This window comes from Enterococcus sp. DIV0774 (genome assembly GCF_050539095.1).
In the GTDB taxonomy this organism is placed as follows: Bacteria; Bacillota; Bacilli; order Lactobacillales; family Enterococcaceae; genus Enterococcus; species Enterococcus faecalis.
Map to the genome: position 1 here is coordinate 716,175 of NZ_CP172923.1, position 15,127 is coordinate 731,301.

Annotated in this window: 21 protein-coding genes, 1 tRNA gene and 1 other annotated feature; of the genes, 20 read left to right on the forward strand and 2 right to left on the reverse strand. The window is 37.7% G+C overall.

Annotated features, from left to right (window positions below):
• The first annotated feature begins 14 nt into the window (after positions 1-14).
• The 5 genes from IGL86_RS03515 to IGL86_RS03535 are packed head-to-tail and all read left to right on the forward strand — an operon-like array spanning position 15 to position 2,824.
• Positions 15-230: a hypothetical protein gene (locus tag IGL86_RS03515; protein WP_029679792.1), complete on the forward strand. Its 216-nt coding sequence runs from the start codon at positions 15-17 to the stop codon at positions 228-230.
• Positions 231-265: 35 nt separating this feature from the next.
• On the forward strand, positions 266-664 hold the full coding sequence (locus IGL86_RS03520) for a hypothetical protein (protein WP_078126798.1): 399 nt from the start codon (positions 266-268) through the stop codon (positions 662-664).
• A complete protein-coding gene (locus IGL86_RS03525; RefSeq protein ID WP_033625820.1) occupies positions 651-2,207 on the forward strand; it encodes a cutinase family protein in 1,557 nt (518 codons plus the stop codon). The genes IGL86_RS03520 and IGL86_RS03525 overlap by 14 nt, the downstream gene beginning before the upstream one ends.
• A gap of 19 nt (positions 2,208-2,226) precedes the next feature.
• On the forward strand, positions 2,227-2,511 hold the full coding sequence (locus IGL86_RS03530; protein WP_033625818.1) for a hypothetical protein: 285 nt from the start codon (positions 2,227-2,229) through the stop codon (positions 2,509-2,511).
• Positions 2,512-2,518: 7 nt separating this feature from the next.
• A complete protein-coding gene (locus IGL86_RS03535) occupies positions 2,519-2,824 on the forward strand; it encodes a hypothetical protein (protein WP_016630167.1) in 306 nt (101 codons plus the stop codon).
• A gap of 49 nt (positions 2,825-2,873) precedes the next feature.
• On the opposite strand, the gene IGL86_RS03540 is transcribed toward IGL86_RS03535, so the two are convergent.
• Positions 2,874-2,947, reverse strand: a tRNA-Arg gene (locus IGL86_RS03540).
• 172 nt (positions 2,948-3,119) lie between these two features.
• Positions 3,120-3,195, forward strand: a sequence feature (ribosomal protein L21 leader region).
• Positions 3,196-3,214: 19 nt separating this feature from the next.
• On the opposite strand from IGL86_RS03540, the gene rplU reads away from it, so the two are divergent.
• The 4 genes from rplU to psiE all read left to right on the forward strand — a co-directional run bounded on the left by rplU (position 3,215) and on the right by psiE (position 4,852).
• The gene (gene rplU, locus IGL86_RS03545) at positions 3,215-3,523 is read left to right on the forward strand and encodes a 50S ribosomal protein L21 (RefSeq protein WP_002355866.1); all 309 of its coding nucleotides are present in this window, start codon (positions 3,215-3,217) and stop codon (positions 3,521-3,523) included.
• A 32-nt stretch (positions 3,524-3,555) separates the two neighbouring features.
• A complete protein-coding gene (locus tag IGL86_RS03550; protein WP_002355867.1) occupies positions 3,556-3,900 on the forward strand; it encodes a ribosomal-processing cysteine protease Prp in 345 nt (114 codons plus the stop codon).
• A gap of 12 nt (positions 3,901-3,912) precedes the next feature.
• A complete protein-coding gene (gene rpmA / locus IGL86_RS03555; RefSeq protein ID WP_002355868.1) occupies positions 3,913-4,200 on the forward strand; it encodes a 50S ribosomal protein L27 in 288 nt (95 codons plus the stop codon).
• A 199-nt stretch (positions 4,201-4,399) separates the two neighbouring features.
• Complete coding sequence (psiE, locus tag IGL86_RS03560) at positions 4,400-4,852, forward strand: phosphate-starvation-inducible protein PsiE (RefSeq protein ID WP_002355869.1); 453 nt, start codon at positions 4,400-4,402, stop codon at positions 4,850-4,852.
• Between the two features lie 70 nt (positions 4,853-4,922).
• On the opposite strand, the gene IGL86_RS03565 is transcribed toward psiE, so the two are convergent.
• Complete coding sequence (locus tag IGL86_RS03565; RefSeq protein ID WP_002355870.1) at positions 4,923-5,738, reverse strand: metallophosphoesterase; 816 nt, start codon at positions 5,736-5,738, stop codon at positions 4,923-4,925.
• A gap of 171 nt (positions 5,739-5,909) precedes the next feature.
• Here IGL86_RS03565 and IGL86_RS03570 point away from each other — a divergent pair, with 171 nt between their 5' ends.
• The 11 genes from IGL86_RS03570 (at position 5,910) to recN (ending at position 15,043) form a co-directional block, all read left to right on the forward strand.
• Positions 5,910-6,974 (forward strand): M24 family metallopeptidase, encoded by a 1,065-nt coding sequence (locus IGL86_RS03570; protein ID WP_002391500.1) that lies wholly within the window; start codon positions 5,910-5,912, stop codon positions 6,972-6,974.
• A 13-nt stretch (positions 6,975-6,987) separates the two neighbouring features.
• Positions 6,988-7,308, forward strand: coding sequence for a MazG nucleotide pyrophosphohydrolase domain-containing protein (locus IGL86_RS03575; RefSeq protein ID WP_002355872.1), 321 nt, complete (start codon positions 6,988-6,990; stop codon positions 7,306-7,308).
• Positions 7,309-7,640: 332 nt separating this feature from the next.
• Complete coding sequence (locus tag IGL86_RS03580) at positions 7,641-8,072, forward strand: Asp23/Gls24 family envelope stress response protein (RefSeq protein ID WP_002355874.1); 432 nt, start codon at positions 7,641-7,643, stop codon at positions 8,070-8,072.
• Complete coding sequence (gene nusB / locus IGL86_RS03585) at positions 8,065-8,517, forward strand: transcription antitermination factor NusB (protein ID WP_010775678.1); 453 nt, start codon at positions 8,065-8,067, stop codon at positions 8,515-8,517. The genes IGL86_RS03580 and nusB overlap by 8 nt, the downstream gene beginning before the upstream one ends.
• Positions 8,518-8,620: 103 nt before the next feature.
• A complete protein-coding gene (locus IGL86_RS03590; RefSeq protein ID WP_033625816.1) occupies positions 8,621-9,466 on the forward strand; it encodes a bifunctional methylenetetrahydrofolate dehydrogenase/methenyltetrahydrofolate cyclohydrolase in 846 nt (281 codons plus the stop codon).
• Positions 9,467-9,475: 9 nt separating this feature from the next.
• Positions 9,476-10,822 carry an exodeoxyribonuclease VII large subunit gene (gene xseA / locus IGL86_RS03595; RefSeq protein WP_430605647.1) on the forward strand — a complete coding sequence of 449 codons (1,347 nt, stop codon included), beginning with the start codon at positions 9,476-9,478 and terminating at the stop codon, positions 10,820-10,822.
• A 1-nt stretch (position 10,823) separates the two neighbouring features.
• Entirely contained in the window at positions 10,824-11,054 is a 231-nt protein-coding gene (locus tag IGL86_RS03600; RefSeq protein ID WP_002355878.1) for an exodeoxyribonuclease VII small subunit, read from the forward strand.
• Positions 11,054-11,935, forward strand: coding sequence for a polyprenyl synthetase family protein (locus IGL86_RS03605; RefSeq protein WP_002355879.1), 882 nt, complete (start codon positions 11,054-11,056; stop codon positions 11,933-11,935). Before IGL86_RS03600 ends, IGL86_RS03605 begins: the two co-directional genes overlap by 1 nt.
• Before the next feature lie 13 nt (positions 11,936-11,948).
• Complete coding sequence (locus tag IGL86_RS03610) at positions 11,949-12,764, forward strand: TlyA family RNA methyltransferase (RefSeq protein ID WP_002355880.1); 816 nt, start codon at positions 11,949-11,951, stop codon at positions 12,762-12,764.
• Positions 12,765-12,902: 138 nt separating this feature from the next.
• Positions 12,903-13,352, forward strand: a complete 450-nt coding sequence (locus IGL86_RS03615; RefSeq protein WP_002358881.1) for an arginine repressor — start codon at positions 12,903-12,905, stop codon at positions 13,350-13,352.
• Positions 13,353-13,369: 17 nt separating this feature from the next.
• A complete protein-coding gene (recN, locus tag IGL86_RS03620; protein ID WP_002397924.1) occupies positions 13,370-15,043 on the forward strand; it encodes a DNA repair protein RecN in 1,674 nt (557 codons plus the stop codon).
• The last annotated feature ends 84 nt before the right edge of the window (positions 15,044-15,127 follow it).

The following is a 15,127-nucleotide window of genomic DNA, read 5'->3' on the forward strand; positions in this document are numbered from 1 at the left end:
AAAAGTATACTAATATTTATGCTGATTTAGATCAAGGAGCATACATCGGTCGAAAAGAAGGGTTGATGTTTGCTAAATTGACACAAGTTCAAAAAGAAGATCTTAAGATAAATGAACATGCTACATTCCATTTCCCCAACGCCAAAGACGCCTATGGAAATGATGCTAGCACGGTCTATCTCCAACCTGATAATACTGTAAAAACAATTCAAATCGGAAAAAGCATATAGAAACTCTTTTCTATACATAATAAGGAGGTGAAAAAGTGAAAAATAGAAAGCAAATAAAATTTGGTATCTTAATCGCAGTAATATCAGTAGCCATAATTGGAATGATTGGAGTGAAAAAAATGAACGAACCAACAGAAAAAGAAAGACAAATTGCTTTTTTAAAAGAGCATGAAGAAGAAATGACAAAGTATGTAAAATCGAAATCATCAAATATTAAGAATATAAATTATCTTTGGGATACTACAGAAAAGTCATCTAGTAGCGTATTTACAAAAGAAAATCTATCATTACGTGTTGAAATAAAAAGTAAAGATGATTTAGAAACAGATACCTATTCTCTAGTGATTGACGTAGATGTAAAAAAACTGGATGAAATAAAAGGACTATTTTTAGTAAATTGGAAACAAGGAGAAGCTATCCATGAAAAATCTTGATAATTATTATAACTTGTATGTGAGTTTATCAGAAGCTTCATATATTAAGAGACCTATAAATTTTAGCAATGATTTTCTTACAAAGAAACAGAGAATAAGGTTTGAGGAAGGAAGATATGTCAAATTCCATTTTCCCAACGCCAAAGACGCCCATGGAAATGACGCCAGTACTGTCTATCTCCAACCCGACAACGCTATAAAAACAATCAAAGAAAAAAACTGGGTAGGTAGGGAAACGGTTTATAAAAAAGGGTTATTAACAGATGAGAAAGCTGGCTATAATTCTTATTATGTAACAGATACGCCGACCTTGAGTCCAAAAACGCAGCATACATATTTTGCCACTCGCGGTAGTGACGGCGTTTCAATGGACGTGAAAAAAGGTTGGTCAGGGAATAATTTGAATGACTGGGTCAATAATAATGGTTCCTTTACGTTATTTAATGCCTATTTGCCTCAAGCAAAATTAGCCAATGAAGCCATGCATCAAAAGATAATGGAGATGAGTGCTAAAGACCCAAATGCGACTATGTCGATTACAGGTCATTCTTTAGGAACCATGATTTCTATTCAAGCGGTGGCCAATCTCCCCCAAGCCGATCTTGCTAAAATTGATAAAGTAGTATTGTTTCAAGGCCCTGATGCGCGAGAAAGCATTAATAAAATGTCTCAACAAGCTCAGGAAAATCTTCAACAATTAGAAGAACAAGGGAAAATCGATTATTATGTGAATGCGTTTGATATTGTCTCCATGTTGAATCGAAATAAAAAAGGGGTAGATGAAATTGGTCGGGTGCATTATCTATTACCGAAAACGTTCACCACTACTTTTGATCTGACGGACAAATACGGTTCTAGTCATGATTTTGGTCAGTATCAATTAAATCCTGATGGTACGCCCAAAGAAGCCAATCTAAAGGAACATGGCTATATTTTTGCGGCAGGAGTAAAAGTTTCCAAACTTATTGATAAATATTTAGGGAAAATCATGGATGCTTCAGGTGAATCCTTAGCTAAAAACAGTCTCCAATTTTTGTTAAGTCTGCTATCTGAAGAAAATCGCCAGAAAATCATCAAAGAATATGAAAAAATCATTCATGAAGCAAAAATTGCCAGCCAATGGCAAGGGAAAGTGAGTCGTATTCAGAAAAGTTTAGCCAGTGCTTCAGGTAGTCAAAAGATTGAATTACGTAGTGAATTAGCAGAACTAGTTGCAAAACAAGCGCAGCAAGCTGGAAAAGAATACGAACTACTTGTGAAAAATATCCTCCAAGAAGCAGAAGATGAAGTCCAGACAGTTTCAAAGGAAATTCGTGAAAGTGCAATGAATATCCGACAGTATCTATCCTATGCAGAAGTCCAAGCAATGATTGCTCCTTACGAAAAAAGTCGTCTTTGGGATAGCGCTGAAGCAACAAATACTAGCAACCAAGCCAAGCAATACAAGCAAAAATTAACTGATTTTAGCGGAAAATTAACAACTGTTGCTGAAAATATTCAAGCATACGATCAACAAGCAAGAAGTAGTTTATTTCAAAAATAATAAATGAAAGGGTTTTCCTATGGATGAAAGAGAATTTCAAGAAAAATTAGAAATAGAACAAAAAGCTCGTGAACGAGTAGCAATCCAGACAGTAATTACTGCTAAAAAAACACGAATTATTACAACCAAACAAAACACAACCGCAAGTTTGAAAGAACTTTCAGAAGCCATGTTTCAACAAACAAATAGTGCCCTACCTAATGCCTTGAACGGAGCTTTGCAGGGGAAAAGTGCAGAATCAGCAGAAAAATTTTTAAAAGGAAGCCAGAGACCAAATTTAAAAACACCTGTCAAGGGAGAGTGACTGACAAATGGATGAACAGCGAAGAAAACGGCAATATTTAGAAGAACAATATTATGAAGAAAAAAATAAAATTCACCGCCAACAAGAAGTGCTGAGTAATCAATTAGTAAACTTTAGAAGAGAAACTGGACAATTGGTAGATAAAGTCAATTATTTAACGAAAAATGATCAATGGCACAAACAGCAATTTTACCATGCAATGGAACAAAGTGATCATCTGATACATCAAGAAGGAAATCGTTATAGACAACAATTAGAGGAAAAAGAACGTGAATGGACGAGAACATATCAAAAAGAATTGGATAAACTCTAAAAAAAACAGCGTCACCTCTAAAGGTAACGCTGTCTTTGTCAGTCTGTTACGTCACAGGAGGGATTCGAACCCCCGACCGTCCGCTTAGAAGGCGGATGCTCTATCCTGCTGAGCTACTATGACAATAGTTGTAACACAACAAAGCTAATTATAATGGAAGTAGTGTTAGAAAGTCAATCGGAAATTTAAATAACAGAAGAAGTTTTTTTGGAGAGAGAAAGTGAAGAAAATAGAGAGTTTATATTGACGAGGTTTTCTGGTTCTGTTATTATAGTTAGTGTTGTAATTGTGGTCTCCACAGCTACAACCGCACAGAACAAGTTTTTAAGCATGAGTAATCATCACTTGGGATGGCGAGTCTAAGTCTAGAAGAAGGAGGTGCTGTATAGCATGTACGCAATTATCAAAACTGGTGGTAAACAAGTGAAAGTTGAAGTAGGTCAAGCAATCTACGTTGAAAAATTAAACGTTGAGGCTGGCGAGAAAGTTGTTTTTGACGAAGTTATCTTAGTAGGTGGCGAATCTACAAAAGTTGGTGCGCCAACTGTTGCAGGCGCAACTGTTGAAGGAACTGTTGAAAAACACGGCAAACAAAAGAAAGTCGTGACTTTCCAATACAAACCTAAAAAACACTCTCACCGTAAACAAGGTCACCGTCAACCGTATACAAAAGTTATGATCGAAGCAATCAACGCTTAATCTCTCTTGTTGACAGGAAAGAAGGCCTATCAATGATTAAAGGTTCTTTTAAACGAACAGGCTCCGGCCGAATCGTTTCATTCGAATTAACCGGGCATGCTGAAGCAGGTCCTTATGGCAGCGATGTGGTTTGCGCGGCAGTTTCTGCCTTAGCAATTAGCACAGTCAATGGGATTGATGCCTTAGCAGGTTTTGAACCGATTGTGGAAGTTGATGATGTAGAAGGTGGCTACCTTTATGTCGAGATGTTAACAACTGTCAATCAGGAACAAAAAAATATTGCCCAAATTCTATTAGAAAATCTTTTATTAGGTTTACAATCAATAGAGAACGAAAATACTGAATTTATTCAAATAAAAACAATCACTGAGAAATAGGAGGTGCAGACTATGTTATTGACTATGAATTTACAATTATTTGCCCATAAAAAAGGTGGCGGTTCTACATCAAACGGCCGTGACTCTGAATCTAAACGATTAGGCGCTAAAAGTGCTGATGGCCAAACAGTTACAGGTGGTTCAATTTTATACCGTCAACGCGGAACTAAAATTTATCCAGGTGTGAACGTTGGAATCGGTGGCGACGATACGTTATTTGCAAAAGTTGACGGTGTGGTACGTTTCGAACGTAAAGGCCGCGACAAAAAACAAGTATCAGTTTATCCAGTAGCTAACTAATACGATTAAAAAGCTGAATCTGCGGATTCAGCTTTTTTTGTCTTGCATAAAGGGTTAGCCGGAAAATGAAGAAACATCTCAAAATAAAAAAAATCTCACATTGGGTTTAACTGCTTGTCTGACAAGGTTAATTGATGATATATTTAATGTAATAACAAGCATGTTATAAAATAATTGAGTCAAAAGAAAGAAGGGTATTATGCAGAAGAATTTTAGTGTAGTAAAGAAGTACGTGAATTTGATTTTGGATATTGTATTAGGGATTTTAGGAGTTTTCTTATTAGTATTTATGGCTAGTTATTTAGTTGACCTCGCTACATATCTCATGAAGCCAATGACGCCGGATAATTTTTCAGTTATCATGCAAGAAATTATTTCATTCTTTATGTTATTTGAGTTTATTATGATGATTCTTCGCTATATTCAAGAAGGACACCATATTCCGATTCGTTATTTGATTTTAATTTGTTTAACCGCAATTTTACGTCAATTAATGGTTGCACATGGCGATGGCTTGCAGACTTTATTGTTATCTTTATCAATTCTTTTACTAGTGGTTGTGCTATTTATTCTCGGGTTAAATGGCAGCAAATTTTATACGCTAGGAAAAGCGAAAGTAGAAGAAGATCACGAGCAAGATTTTCATCATTAATCGAACATAATCAAAGACCGTCCAACGTGAGAAGTTTTCTCTAACGTGGGGCGGTCTTTTTAATGCGTAGTTAAATAGTTAACTCAATCAGTTCAATTGTTGGTAAGACACCAAAGCGTGCGCTGATTTTAGTGGTTCCGATTCCTGGGTGAACAATTAGCGGCGTTTCATCTTCTAAATGATAAAGCCCATGTGTATATTTTTTAGCAAGCTGATTTTTGTAAGTGAAAAAAGGCAAGCGAATCTGTCCGCCGTGACTATGTCCTGCTAAAATGAGGTCAATGTTTTTGTTGACTGCTGAGTCTGCGACATCTGGCTCATGGGTTAGTAGCAGAGTGGGCGTTCCAGTAGGGCGGTTGACTAAAGCTGCAGCTAAGTCGGTTTGTCCATATAACGAATCTTCTAAACCAGCGACGTACAAGGAGATACGGTGTGAGACAGGCAGTAATTTGCCCGTGTTTTTTAGTACTGTAAAGTCGGCAGCTTCTAAGATTGTTTCGTAAAAATTGGTATCTAACCCGCTATACTCGTGGTTGCCATAAATAGCGAATTTGCCATAAGGGGCGTTAATTTTACGGAAAAGTTGACTCACTTCATCCTGAATTTCGATACCGAAACGGGCATAATCATCAAATAAGTCTCCTGTAAAAACGACTATGTCTGGTTGTAATGTATTTGTTTTTTCAACAATCTGTTTTAAGGCCTTCACAGAATAATTCTTTTTTAAATGAATATCAGAGAGTTGAACAATCCGTAAGGTTTTCCCTGATTCTGTTACTTTAATTTGATTTTTGTGTATGACTAAGCAGTTAGGTTCAATAAAAAAACTATAGCTTAAAATGCCGATAATAATGAAAAATAGTGCCAGAAATAAATAAACGTTCATAATTTCCTCCTTGAAGTCGCTAAATTAGTTTACTACAAAAGTGTTAAGCAAAAAATAAGGAAAGGTAAAATTTTCAGTAAACTTTCTCGATGAAGTTTTTTGGTGATTCATGCTTTTCTGAAGTAAATTTGCTATAATGAAAAATGAGAAAAAAGAAAGAAGGTCGAACCAATGATGGCAAGAGTCGAAAAGTTACGGGAGTTAATGAAAGAAAATAATTTACAAGGATTTTTAGTGACAAGTCCGTATAATTTACGTTATTTAACCAATTTTACTGGGACAACAGGCTTGGCAATGATTACATTAGATAAAGCTTTTTTTGTAACGGATTTTCGTTATACGGAACAAGCTGCGGAACAAGCAACTGGTTTTACTATCGTTAAAAACACAGGACATATTTTTGACGAAGTAGCAGATTTAGCTGAACGTTTGCAATTAGATAATTTAGCTTTTGAAGAAACGCAAGTTAGTTTCGCTGATTATAGCTTATTGGAAGAAATTTTACCATGTGAATTAGTTCCTGTAATGGGTTTGATTGAAGAATTAAGAGAAGTGAAAGATGAAGAAGAAGTAGCGATTATTGAAAAAGCGTGTGCCATCGCGGATCAAGGATTTGCCTTTGTCTTAGAGATGATTAAACCTGGAATGACAGAGATTGAAGTGGCTAATCAATTAGATTTCTTCATGCGTTCAAAAGGAGCCAGTGGTGTTTCTTTTGAGACAATTGTGGCCAGCGGTCTACGTTCAGCGATGCCACATGGCGTTGCTAGCCATAAAGTCATCGAAAAAGGTGAGTTAATCACTTTGGATTTCGGCTGTTATTATGAAGGCTATGTTTCTGATATGACACGGACATTCGCTATTGGTAGTATTCAGCCAAAACTAAAAGAAATTTATGACATTGTTTTAGAAGCACAATTAAAAGTGTTAGCAGAAGCTAAACCTGGGTTGACGGGCATTCAATTAGATGCGATTGCACGGGATCATATTGCTTCCTATGGCTATGGCGATGCGTTTGGTCACAGCACTGGTCATGGCATTGGGTTAGAAATTCATGAAGGACCAAATGTTTCATTCCGAGCAGACAAACAGTTTGTACCAGGGAATGTGATTACGGACGAACCTGGAATTTATTTGCCAGGAATTGGTGGCGTGCGTATTGAGGACGATTTATTAATTACTGCTGAAGGTAATCGTGTATTGACACATGCGCCAAAAGAATTAATCATTTTATAAAGGTTGGGAGAATATGGATATCCAAGAGTATCAGCGGTTTATTAGCGCGTTTTATAAAAAACGTAACTGGTATCAATATGATCCGTTCATTCGTTCCAACTTTTTAACAGAAGAAGTCGGCGAAGTGTGTCGGGCCATTCGGACAATTGAAATTGGCCGTGATCGACCGGATGAAACAGTTTTGGCGGATGAAGAGAATCTGGAAAATTTAACGGAAGAGTTAGGCGATGTGTTGGATAATTTATTTATTTTAGCCGATAAATATGACATCTCTTTAGAAATGATTATGCAAAAGCATCGGACGAAACTAATGGAACGTTATCCTGAAGAATAAAGATGTAAAAATAAGAAAGCCAAAATTACTTGGTCTTTCTTATTTTTACGTCTAAAGGCTTGAATTAGAAATTTATGACAAGAAATTATCTGTTCTTTTAGTTAGAACTTAGCTTTTCTGGTAGCGAAATAGGCTAATTAATGATAAACTAAGAACGAGTATTGATAAGCAAAATTTGGACGTTCTTTCACAACTAACTGAAGAAACCAGTGTTGTTTTAATTTTTAAGAATCATCCGTTGCTTAAAAGAGAATCCTTAAGAGACTTAGTGATTCATCAAATAAATCGTTTATTTAACGATTTTGTGCGTAATAGATAAGGAGGACAACCAAATGTCAGAAGAAAAAAATCTTGTAATCAATGCAAACGATTCTTTAGGAGAAATCGTGATCGCTCCTGAAGTCATTGAAGTAATTATCGGAATCGCTGCTTCAAAAGTAGAGGGCGTTTATGGGATGCGTGGCACGTTCGCCAATAATGTGAATGAATTATTAGGCCGTGCAGCACACGGTAAAGGTGTATATTTACGAACAGAAGAAGAAGGCTTAAAAGTCGATATCTATTGTTACTTGAACTACGGTGTTTCTGTGCCAAAAGTTGCATTAGAAATGCAAGACCGTGTGAAACAACAAGTCTTATTTATGACAGATATTGATTTAGTTGAAGTGAATATTCATGTTGTAGCGGTAGTACCTGAAAAAATCCCTCAACCAGACTTAAATGAATTATTCCCAGAAGATGAAGATGGAGAAGAGAATGAGTAAAACAGAATTAACCCGTCACGAGATTCGTGAAAAAGCGCTCCAAGCCCTTTTTCCTTTAGATTTTAATGCTGATTTAACCAAACAAGATGCCATTGATTATGCATTGGCTTATGATAATCGGGACATCGTCAGTGAAGATGGCGAAGACCTAGTCCCTACGTATTTAGATTTACTTGTCGGCGGTGTGTGTAGCCGCAAAGCAGAACTAGACGAAGTGATTACGAACCATTTAGGTAATAACTGGTCTATGCAACGCTTAGCAAAAATAGATATTGTTATTTTACGCTTAGCTATTTTTGAAATGCTATACGTTTCAGATGTGCCAAACATTGTGGCATTAAATGAAGCCGTTGAGTTAAGTAAAAAATACAGCGACGACCGTTCACGTAAATTTGTTAATGGTGTGTTATCAAATGTAATGAAAGAAATTGATTCAGAGGCGTAAGCTCTGAATCTTTTTTTACTATCTAACTGGTGTTAAGATACTGGGTTATATGCTAAAATAAATACTATTAAAGAAGTAAAGAAACAATAGAGGGAGCGAAGGAATGAGTACAGTAATTAACGGTCGTGAATTAGCAGATCAAATGCAAGCAGAGATTCAAAAAGATGTAGAAAAGATGACACAACAAGGCATCCAACCAGGATTAGTTGTTTTATTAGTTGGGGAAAATCCTGCCAGCCAAACGTATGTGAGAAATAAAGAACGTGCAGCAGCCAAAATTGGCATTCTGTCAAAGGTCGAAAAACTGCCAGAAACTATTTCAGAAGAAGAATTATTGGCTGAGATTGACAAATATAATCAAGATTCACGCTTTCATGGCATTCTTGTACAACTACCTTTGCCAAAACATATTGATGAAGAAAAGATTTTATTAGCGATTGATCCCAAAAAAGATGTAGATGGGTTCCATCCAATGAATTTAGGCCGTTTGTTTGTAGGCAAACCTGAAATGATTCCTTGCACGCCGTATGGAATTATGAAGATGTTTGAAGCTTATGATATTGATTTAACAGGTAAACGTGCGGTGGTTATCGGTCGAAGCAATATTGTTGGCAAGCCAATGGCACAATTATTGTTAATGAAAAATGCGACCGTGACGATTGCCCATTCTAAAACTGAACATTTAGCAGAAGTTGCAAAAGAAGCGGATATTTTAGTTGTAGCAATTGGACGCGGGCATTTTGTCACCAAAGAGTTCGTGAAACCAGGTGCGGTAGTGATTGATGTGGGTATGAATCGCAATCAAGAAGGAAAACTGATTGGTGATGTAGCATTCAATGAAGTTTCTGAAATTGCAAGCTATATCACGCCGGTTCCCAAAGGTGTTGGCCCAATGACGATTACCATGTTAATGTATCAAACAGTCGAGGCAGCAAAAAAACAAAAGTAAGGTGAAAAAATGACGCAACAGTATTTAACAGTAACAGCCTTAACGAAGTATTTAAAACGTAAATTTGATGCAGACCCTTACTTAGGACGTGTCTATTTAACAGGTGAAATTTCGAACTTTCGCTTCCGAGCGAACGCGCATCAGTACTTCAGTTTAAAAGATGATCATGCGAAGATTTCTGCAATTATGTTTAAATCAGCCTTTCAAAAATTGAAGTTTCAACCAAAAGAAGGCATGAAAGTCATGGTGGTGGGGCGGATTTCGCTTTATGAAAACAGCGGCTCCTATCAAATTTATATTGAACATATGGAACCAGATGGTGTCGGTGCACTTTATCAAGCATTGGCAGAATTAAGAGAAAAACTAGGAAAAGAAGGACTTTTTGAAGGGCCTAAACAACAGTTGCCTCGTTATCCCAAACGAATCGCTGTGGTTACAAGTCCTAGTGGTGCTGTCATTCGGGATATCATTACGACAGTCAAAAGACGGTATCCGATTGCACAACTGGTCCTTTTTCCAACCTTGGTCCAAGGCGAGCAGGCGGCGGATGACATTGTGCGGAACATTCAGCGAGCCGATGCGCAAGGCGATTTTGATATGATGATCATCGGCCGTGGCGGTGGTTCAATCGAGGATTTATGGCCATTTAATGAAGAAAAAGTGGCTCGAGCCATTCATGCTGCCACCACACCGATTATTTCATCGGTTGGTCACGAAACAGATGTGACAATTGCCGATATGGTAGCAGATGTTCGTGCAGCAACGCCAACGGCAGCAGCGGAACTAGCGGTACCAGTTTTAAATGAAGAACTATTAAGAATTAGTGAACGGCGTAGTCGTTTAGAACAAAGCTTTTTATATCTCTTACAACAACGAACAGAACGTTTCCAACGACTACAAAACTCTTATGTGTTTAAGCAACCTGAGCGGCTTTATGAAGGTCAAACGATTAAATTAGATCGAATGACGCAACGTCTTTTCCAAGCAATGACAACAATTCATCACCAAAAACAACGTCAAGCCCAAGGAATTATCGCTCAATTGCAACAACAGACACCAAAGGGACAATTAAGAGAAAGTCAGCAACAATTGGCATTTTTACAACGAAACTTGCAAACACAAATGACACAATTGTTCCTAAACAAACAAAAGCAATTCACGTCTGCTGTTCAACAATTAGACTTACTCAGCCCACTCAAAATTATGGGTCGAGGATATAGTTATACTACAAAAGAGGACCGTGTCGTTAAAACTGTTACCGAGTTACAGCCAGCAGATCAATTAACGATTCATTATGCTGACGGTACAGTTCAAGCAAACGTCGAAACAATAACAGCGAAAAAAGAGGAGTTTTAACATGCCAGCAAAAGAAAAAACGTTTGAAGAATCATTAAATGCCTTAGAAGAAATCGTTCAGCGCTTAGAACGAGGAGATGTTCCTTTGGAAGAAGCCTTAGCTGCCTTTCAAGAGGGCATGGCATTAAGTAAACAATGTCAAGATACATTGGAAAAAGCGGAAAAAACTTTAACGAAAATGATGACAGAAAACAATGAAGAAATTGTTTTTGAAGAGAGCGAGGAAGCGTAATGACGAATTTTAGTCAACAGCATTTACCGTTGGTTGAAAAAGTCATGGTCGATTTTATCGCAGAATATACTGAAAATGAGCGTTTGAAAGAAGCAATGCTCTACTCAATACACGCAGGTGGCAAACGATTACGCCCGCTATTAGTGTTAACAACAGTGGCCGCTTTTCAAAAAGAGATGGAAACACAAGACTATCAAGTGGCTGCCTCTTTAGAGATGATTCATACGTATTCATTAATTCATGATGATTTACCAGCAATGGACGATGATGATTTACGTCGTGGCAAACCAACCAATCATAAAGTGTTTGGTGAAGCGACTGCCATTTTAGCAGGGGACGGCTTATTAACAGGTGCATTTCAGTTACTTTCTTTGAGTCAATTAGGCTTAAGTGAAAAAGTTTTACTGATGCAACAACTGGCAAAGGCAGCGGGGAATCAAGGCATGGTTGCCGGCCAAATGGGGGATATTGAAGGAGAAAAAGTCAGCTTGACTTTAGAAGAGTTAGCGGCTGTTCATGAAAAGAAAACTGGAGCGCTAATTGAATTCGCCTTAATTGCTGGGGGCGTATTAGCCAATCAAACAGAAGAAGTCATTGGTTTACTGACACAGTTTGCGCATCACTATGGCTTGGCTTTTCAAATTCGTGATGACTTATTAGATGCCACAAGTACAGAAGCAGATTTAGGTAAAAAAGTAGGCCGAGATGAAGCGTTGAATAAAAGTACGTATCCAGCTCTTCTAGGGATTGCTGGCGCGAAAGATGCGCTAACACATCAATTAGCAGAGGGCAGCGCTGTTTTAGAAAAAATCAAAGCAAATGTTCCCAACTTTTCAGAAGAACATTTAGCAAACTTGTTAACTCAGTTACAATTGAGATAGAAAGAAGGCACTTATGAAAAAAGAACGCGTCGATGTCTTGGCGTTTAATCAAGGACTATTTGAAACAAGAGAAAAAGCCAAACGCAGCGTGATGGCTGGTTTGGTTTACAATGATAAAAATGAACGTTTAGATAAACCAGGGGAAAAAATTTCTGTGGAGACACCCTTACATACTAAGGGCCAAGTAATGCCTTATGTTTCTCGTGGGGGCTTAAAACTAGAGAAGGCACTAAATGTTTTTGCAATCAACGTTCAAGGTAAAACAATGCTAGATATTGGTTCCTCCACAGGTGGTTTTACCGATGTTGCTTTACAAAATGGGGCTCGTTTGAGTTACGCTTTAGATGTTGGCTATAACCAACTAGCATGGAAAATTCGGCAAGATGAACGCGTGGTGGTAATGGAACGTACCAATTTTCGCTATAGTAAACCTGAAGATTTCACTGAAGGGGTGCCGGATATTGCAACGATTGATGTTTCCTTTATTTCATTACGCTTAATTTTGCCACCTCTTCATGATATTTTGAAAAAAGGTGGTAGTGTGGTGGCGTTAATTAAGCCACAATTCGAAGCTGGCAAAGAGTTTGTTGGGAAAAAAGGAATCGTGCGTGATCCAGAAACCCATCAAATGGTTGTGGAGGAAATTACACGCTTTGCCATGAATAACGGTTATGATGTGAAAAACTTAGATTTTTCACCAATCACTGGTGGCGAAGGAAACATTGAATTTTTGGCACACTTAGTTTCTGTTGAAGGAGAAGGATCCTATCAAGCAACAGAATCCATTGAAGAAGTTGTCGCGCATGCGCATCAAAAATTAGCGGAATGATGAGAAAAGTTAGAAGAAAGAAGTGGACGCCTACGGGTGAAAGCTTCTTTTTTGTATAAATCTAGTAATTCATCTTTTAAAATGCATAAAAATAAGCTATGATGAGGGCAAGAGTAAACTGAAAAGGAGAGCGGCGCCATGAGAAAGCAAGATAGACACCGTTTAATTACACGTTTATTGACTGAAAAAAATATTCAAAAGCAAGAAGATTTTGTCAACTACTTACAAGAAAAGGGCGTAGCTGTAACACAAGCAACGATTTCTCGCGACATTAAAGATATGAAACTGATTAAAGTTCCTTCTGCAGAAGGGGGTTATCGATATAGCCTTCCATTAGAAACACAAGCTAATACGAGTGCTAAACTTGCAAAGCTTTTAAAAGATGCCTTTGTAGCTGCAGAACAAATGGAAAAATATGTCGTATTACGAACCATTCCTGGCAATGCGGCGGCGTGTGGTAGTTTAATCGAAAAGAATTACCAAGAGAAACTTTTTGCCGTCATCAACGATGATGATAGTGTCCTCATGATTGCACGAACTGAGGAGGCGGCAGAAAAACTTCATAAAGAGCTGTTAAGCTATCTATAAAGAATGAGGTGAACAAGATGTTACAAGAACTTTCCGTGAAAAATTTTGCGATTATCTCTTCGTTACAATTAGAGTTTCAAATGGGTATGACAGTTTTAACGGGAGAAACGGGTGCGGGGAAATCCATCATTATTGATGCAATGGGATTACTCACAGGCGGACGTGGCTCCAGTGACTATATTCGTCAAGGAGCAAATAAATGCACCTTAGAAGGACTTTTTTCAATGCCGAAAAGTCAAGAATTAAAGCAATTATTAGAAGAATTAGGTATTGAAACAGAAGAAGATTCTTTAGTGATTCAACGAGATATTTCCGCTTCTGGTAAAAATGTTTGCCGTGTCAACGGACGGATTGTCAACATTACTAATTTAAAAAGAATTGGGGAATATTTAGTAGATATTCATGGCCAAAACGAACATCAAGAATTGATGCAAAGTGAACGCCATATTGATATGTTAGATGAATTTGGTGGGAAAAAACTTTTAGCAGTCAAAGAAAAATATACACAGGCGTATCAAGAGTATCGCGCACTCGAAGCCAAAGTCAGAAAGCGACAAAAAAATGAAAAAGAGTTTGCCCAAAGAATGGACATGCTTCATTTTCAAAGTGATGAAATTGCTAGTGCACAGTTAGTGGCTGGTGAAGAAGAACAATTGCTAGAAGAACGCAATAAACTGAACAATTTTCAAAAGATTGCTGATGCACTGACGATTAGTTATGCCGCGCTAAATGGTGAAGACGATAGTAGTTTGGATAAAATCGGAACAAGTATGAATGAACTCGCTTCGATTGAATCCCTTGATTCAGAATATAAAACATTGTCAGATACTGTTCAAAATGCTTACTACTTACTACAAGAAGCCAGTGGAGATCTTTCTAGGTTGATTGATGGCTTAGAACTAGACGAAGGCCGCTTGAATGAAGTAGAAAATCGTTTGGAATTAATCCGTCAAATGAAACGTAAATATGGCGATTCAATCGAAACGATTTTATCTTACTATGAAGAAATCACCAAAGAGTTAGCAGAGGCTGATTTTTTGGAAGGCGGTACAGGTGACTTAGAAGCGTTGCTTGCAGAGAAACAACAAGCGGCTCATCAACAAGCGTTAGCTTTACGAAAAGAACGAAAGCGCCTAGCCAAAGAGCTCGAACAACAAATTTTAACCGAATTAAAAGAACTATATTTGGAGCGAACTGAATTTGAAGTCCGCTTTACAGAACTTGAGCATTTACAAGAAAATGGCTTAGACGGAGTAGAATTTTATATTACTACTAACCCAGGGGAACCATTAAAACCGTTAGTTCGGGTGGCTTCTGGCGGAGAACTTTCGCGAGTGATGTTGGCTATGAAAACAATCTTTTCTCAAACGCAAGGGATCACTAGTATTGTTTTTGATGAAGTGGATACAGGAGTTAGTGGCCGAGTAGCACAGGCGATTGCCGATAAAATTTATCAAATTTCAGAAAATTCGCAGGTGTTGTGTATCACGCACTTGCCACAAGTGGCGGCCGTTGCCGATGAACATTATTTTATTGAAAAAGAAATTGTGGCGGGTCGGACAGAAACAAGCGTCCGAATTTTATCTGAAAAAGAGCGAGTAAACGAAATTGCGCGTATGCTCGCAGGAAGTGAAATTACGAAATTAACCATTGAACATGCGCAAGAGCTGTTGGCGATGGCGAAAAAATAACCGTTCTATTTGAGCAAGTAAAAAAACAGCCCCTTCAATTGATAGAAGGGGCTGTTTTTTTTACTTTTAATGTGTGAAGAAGTT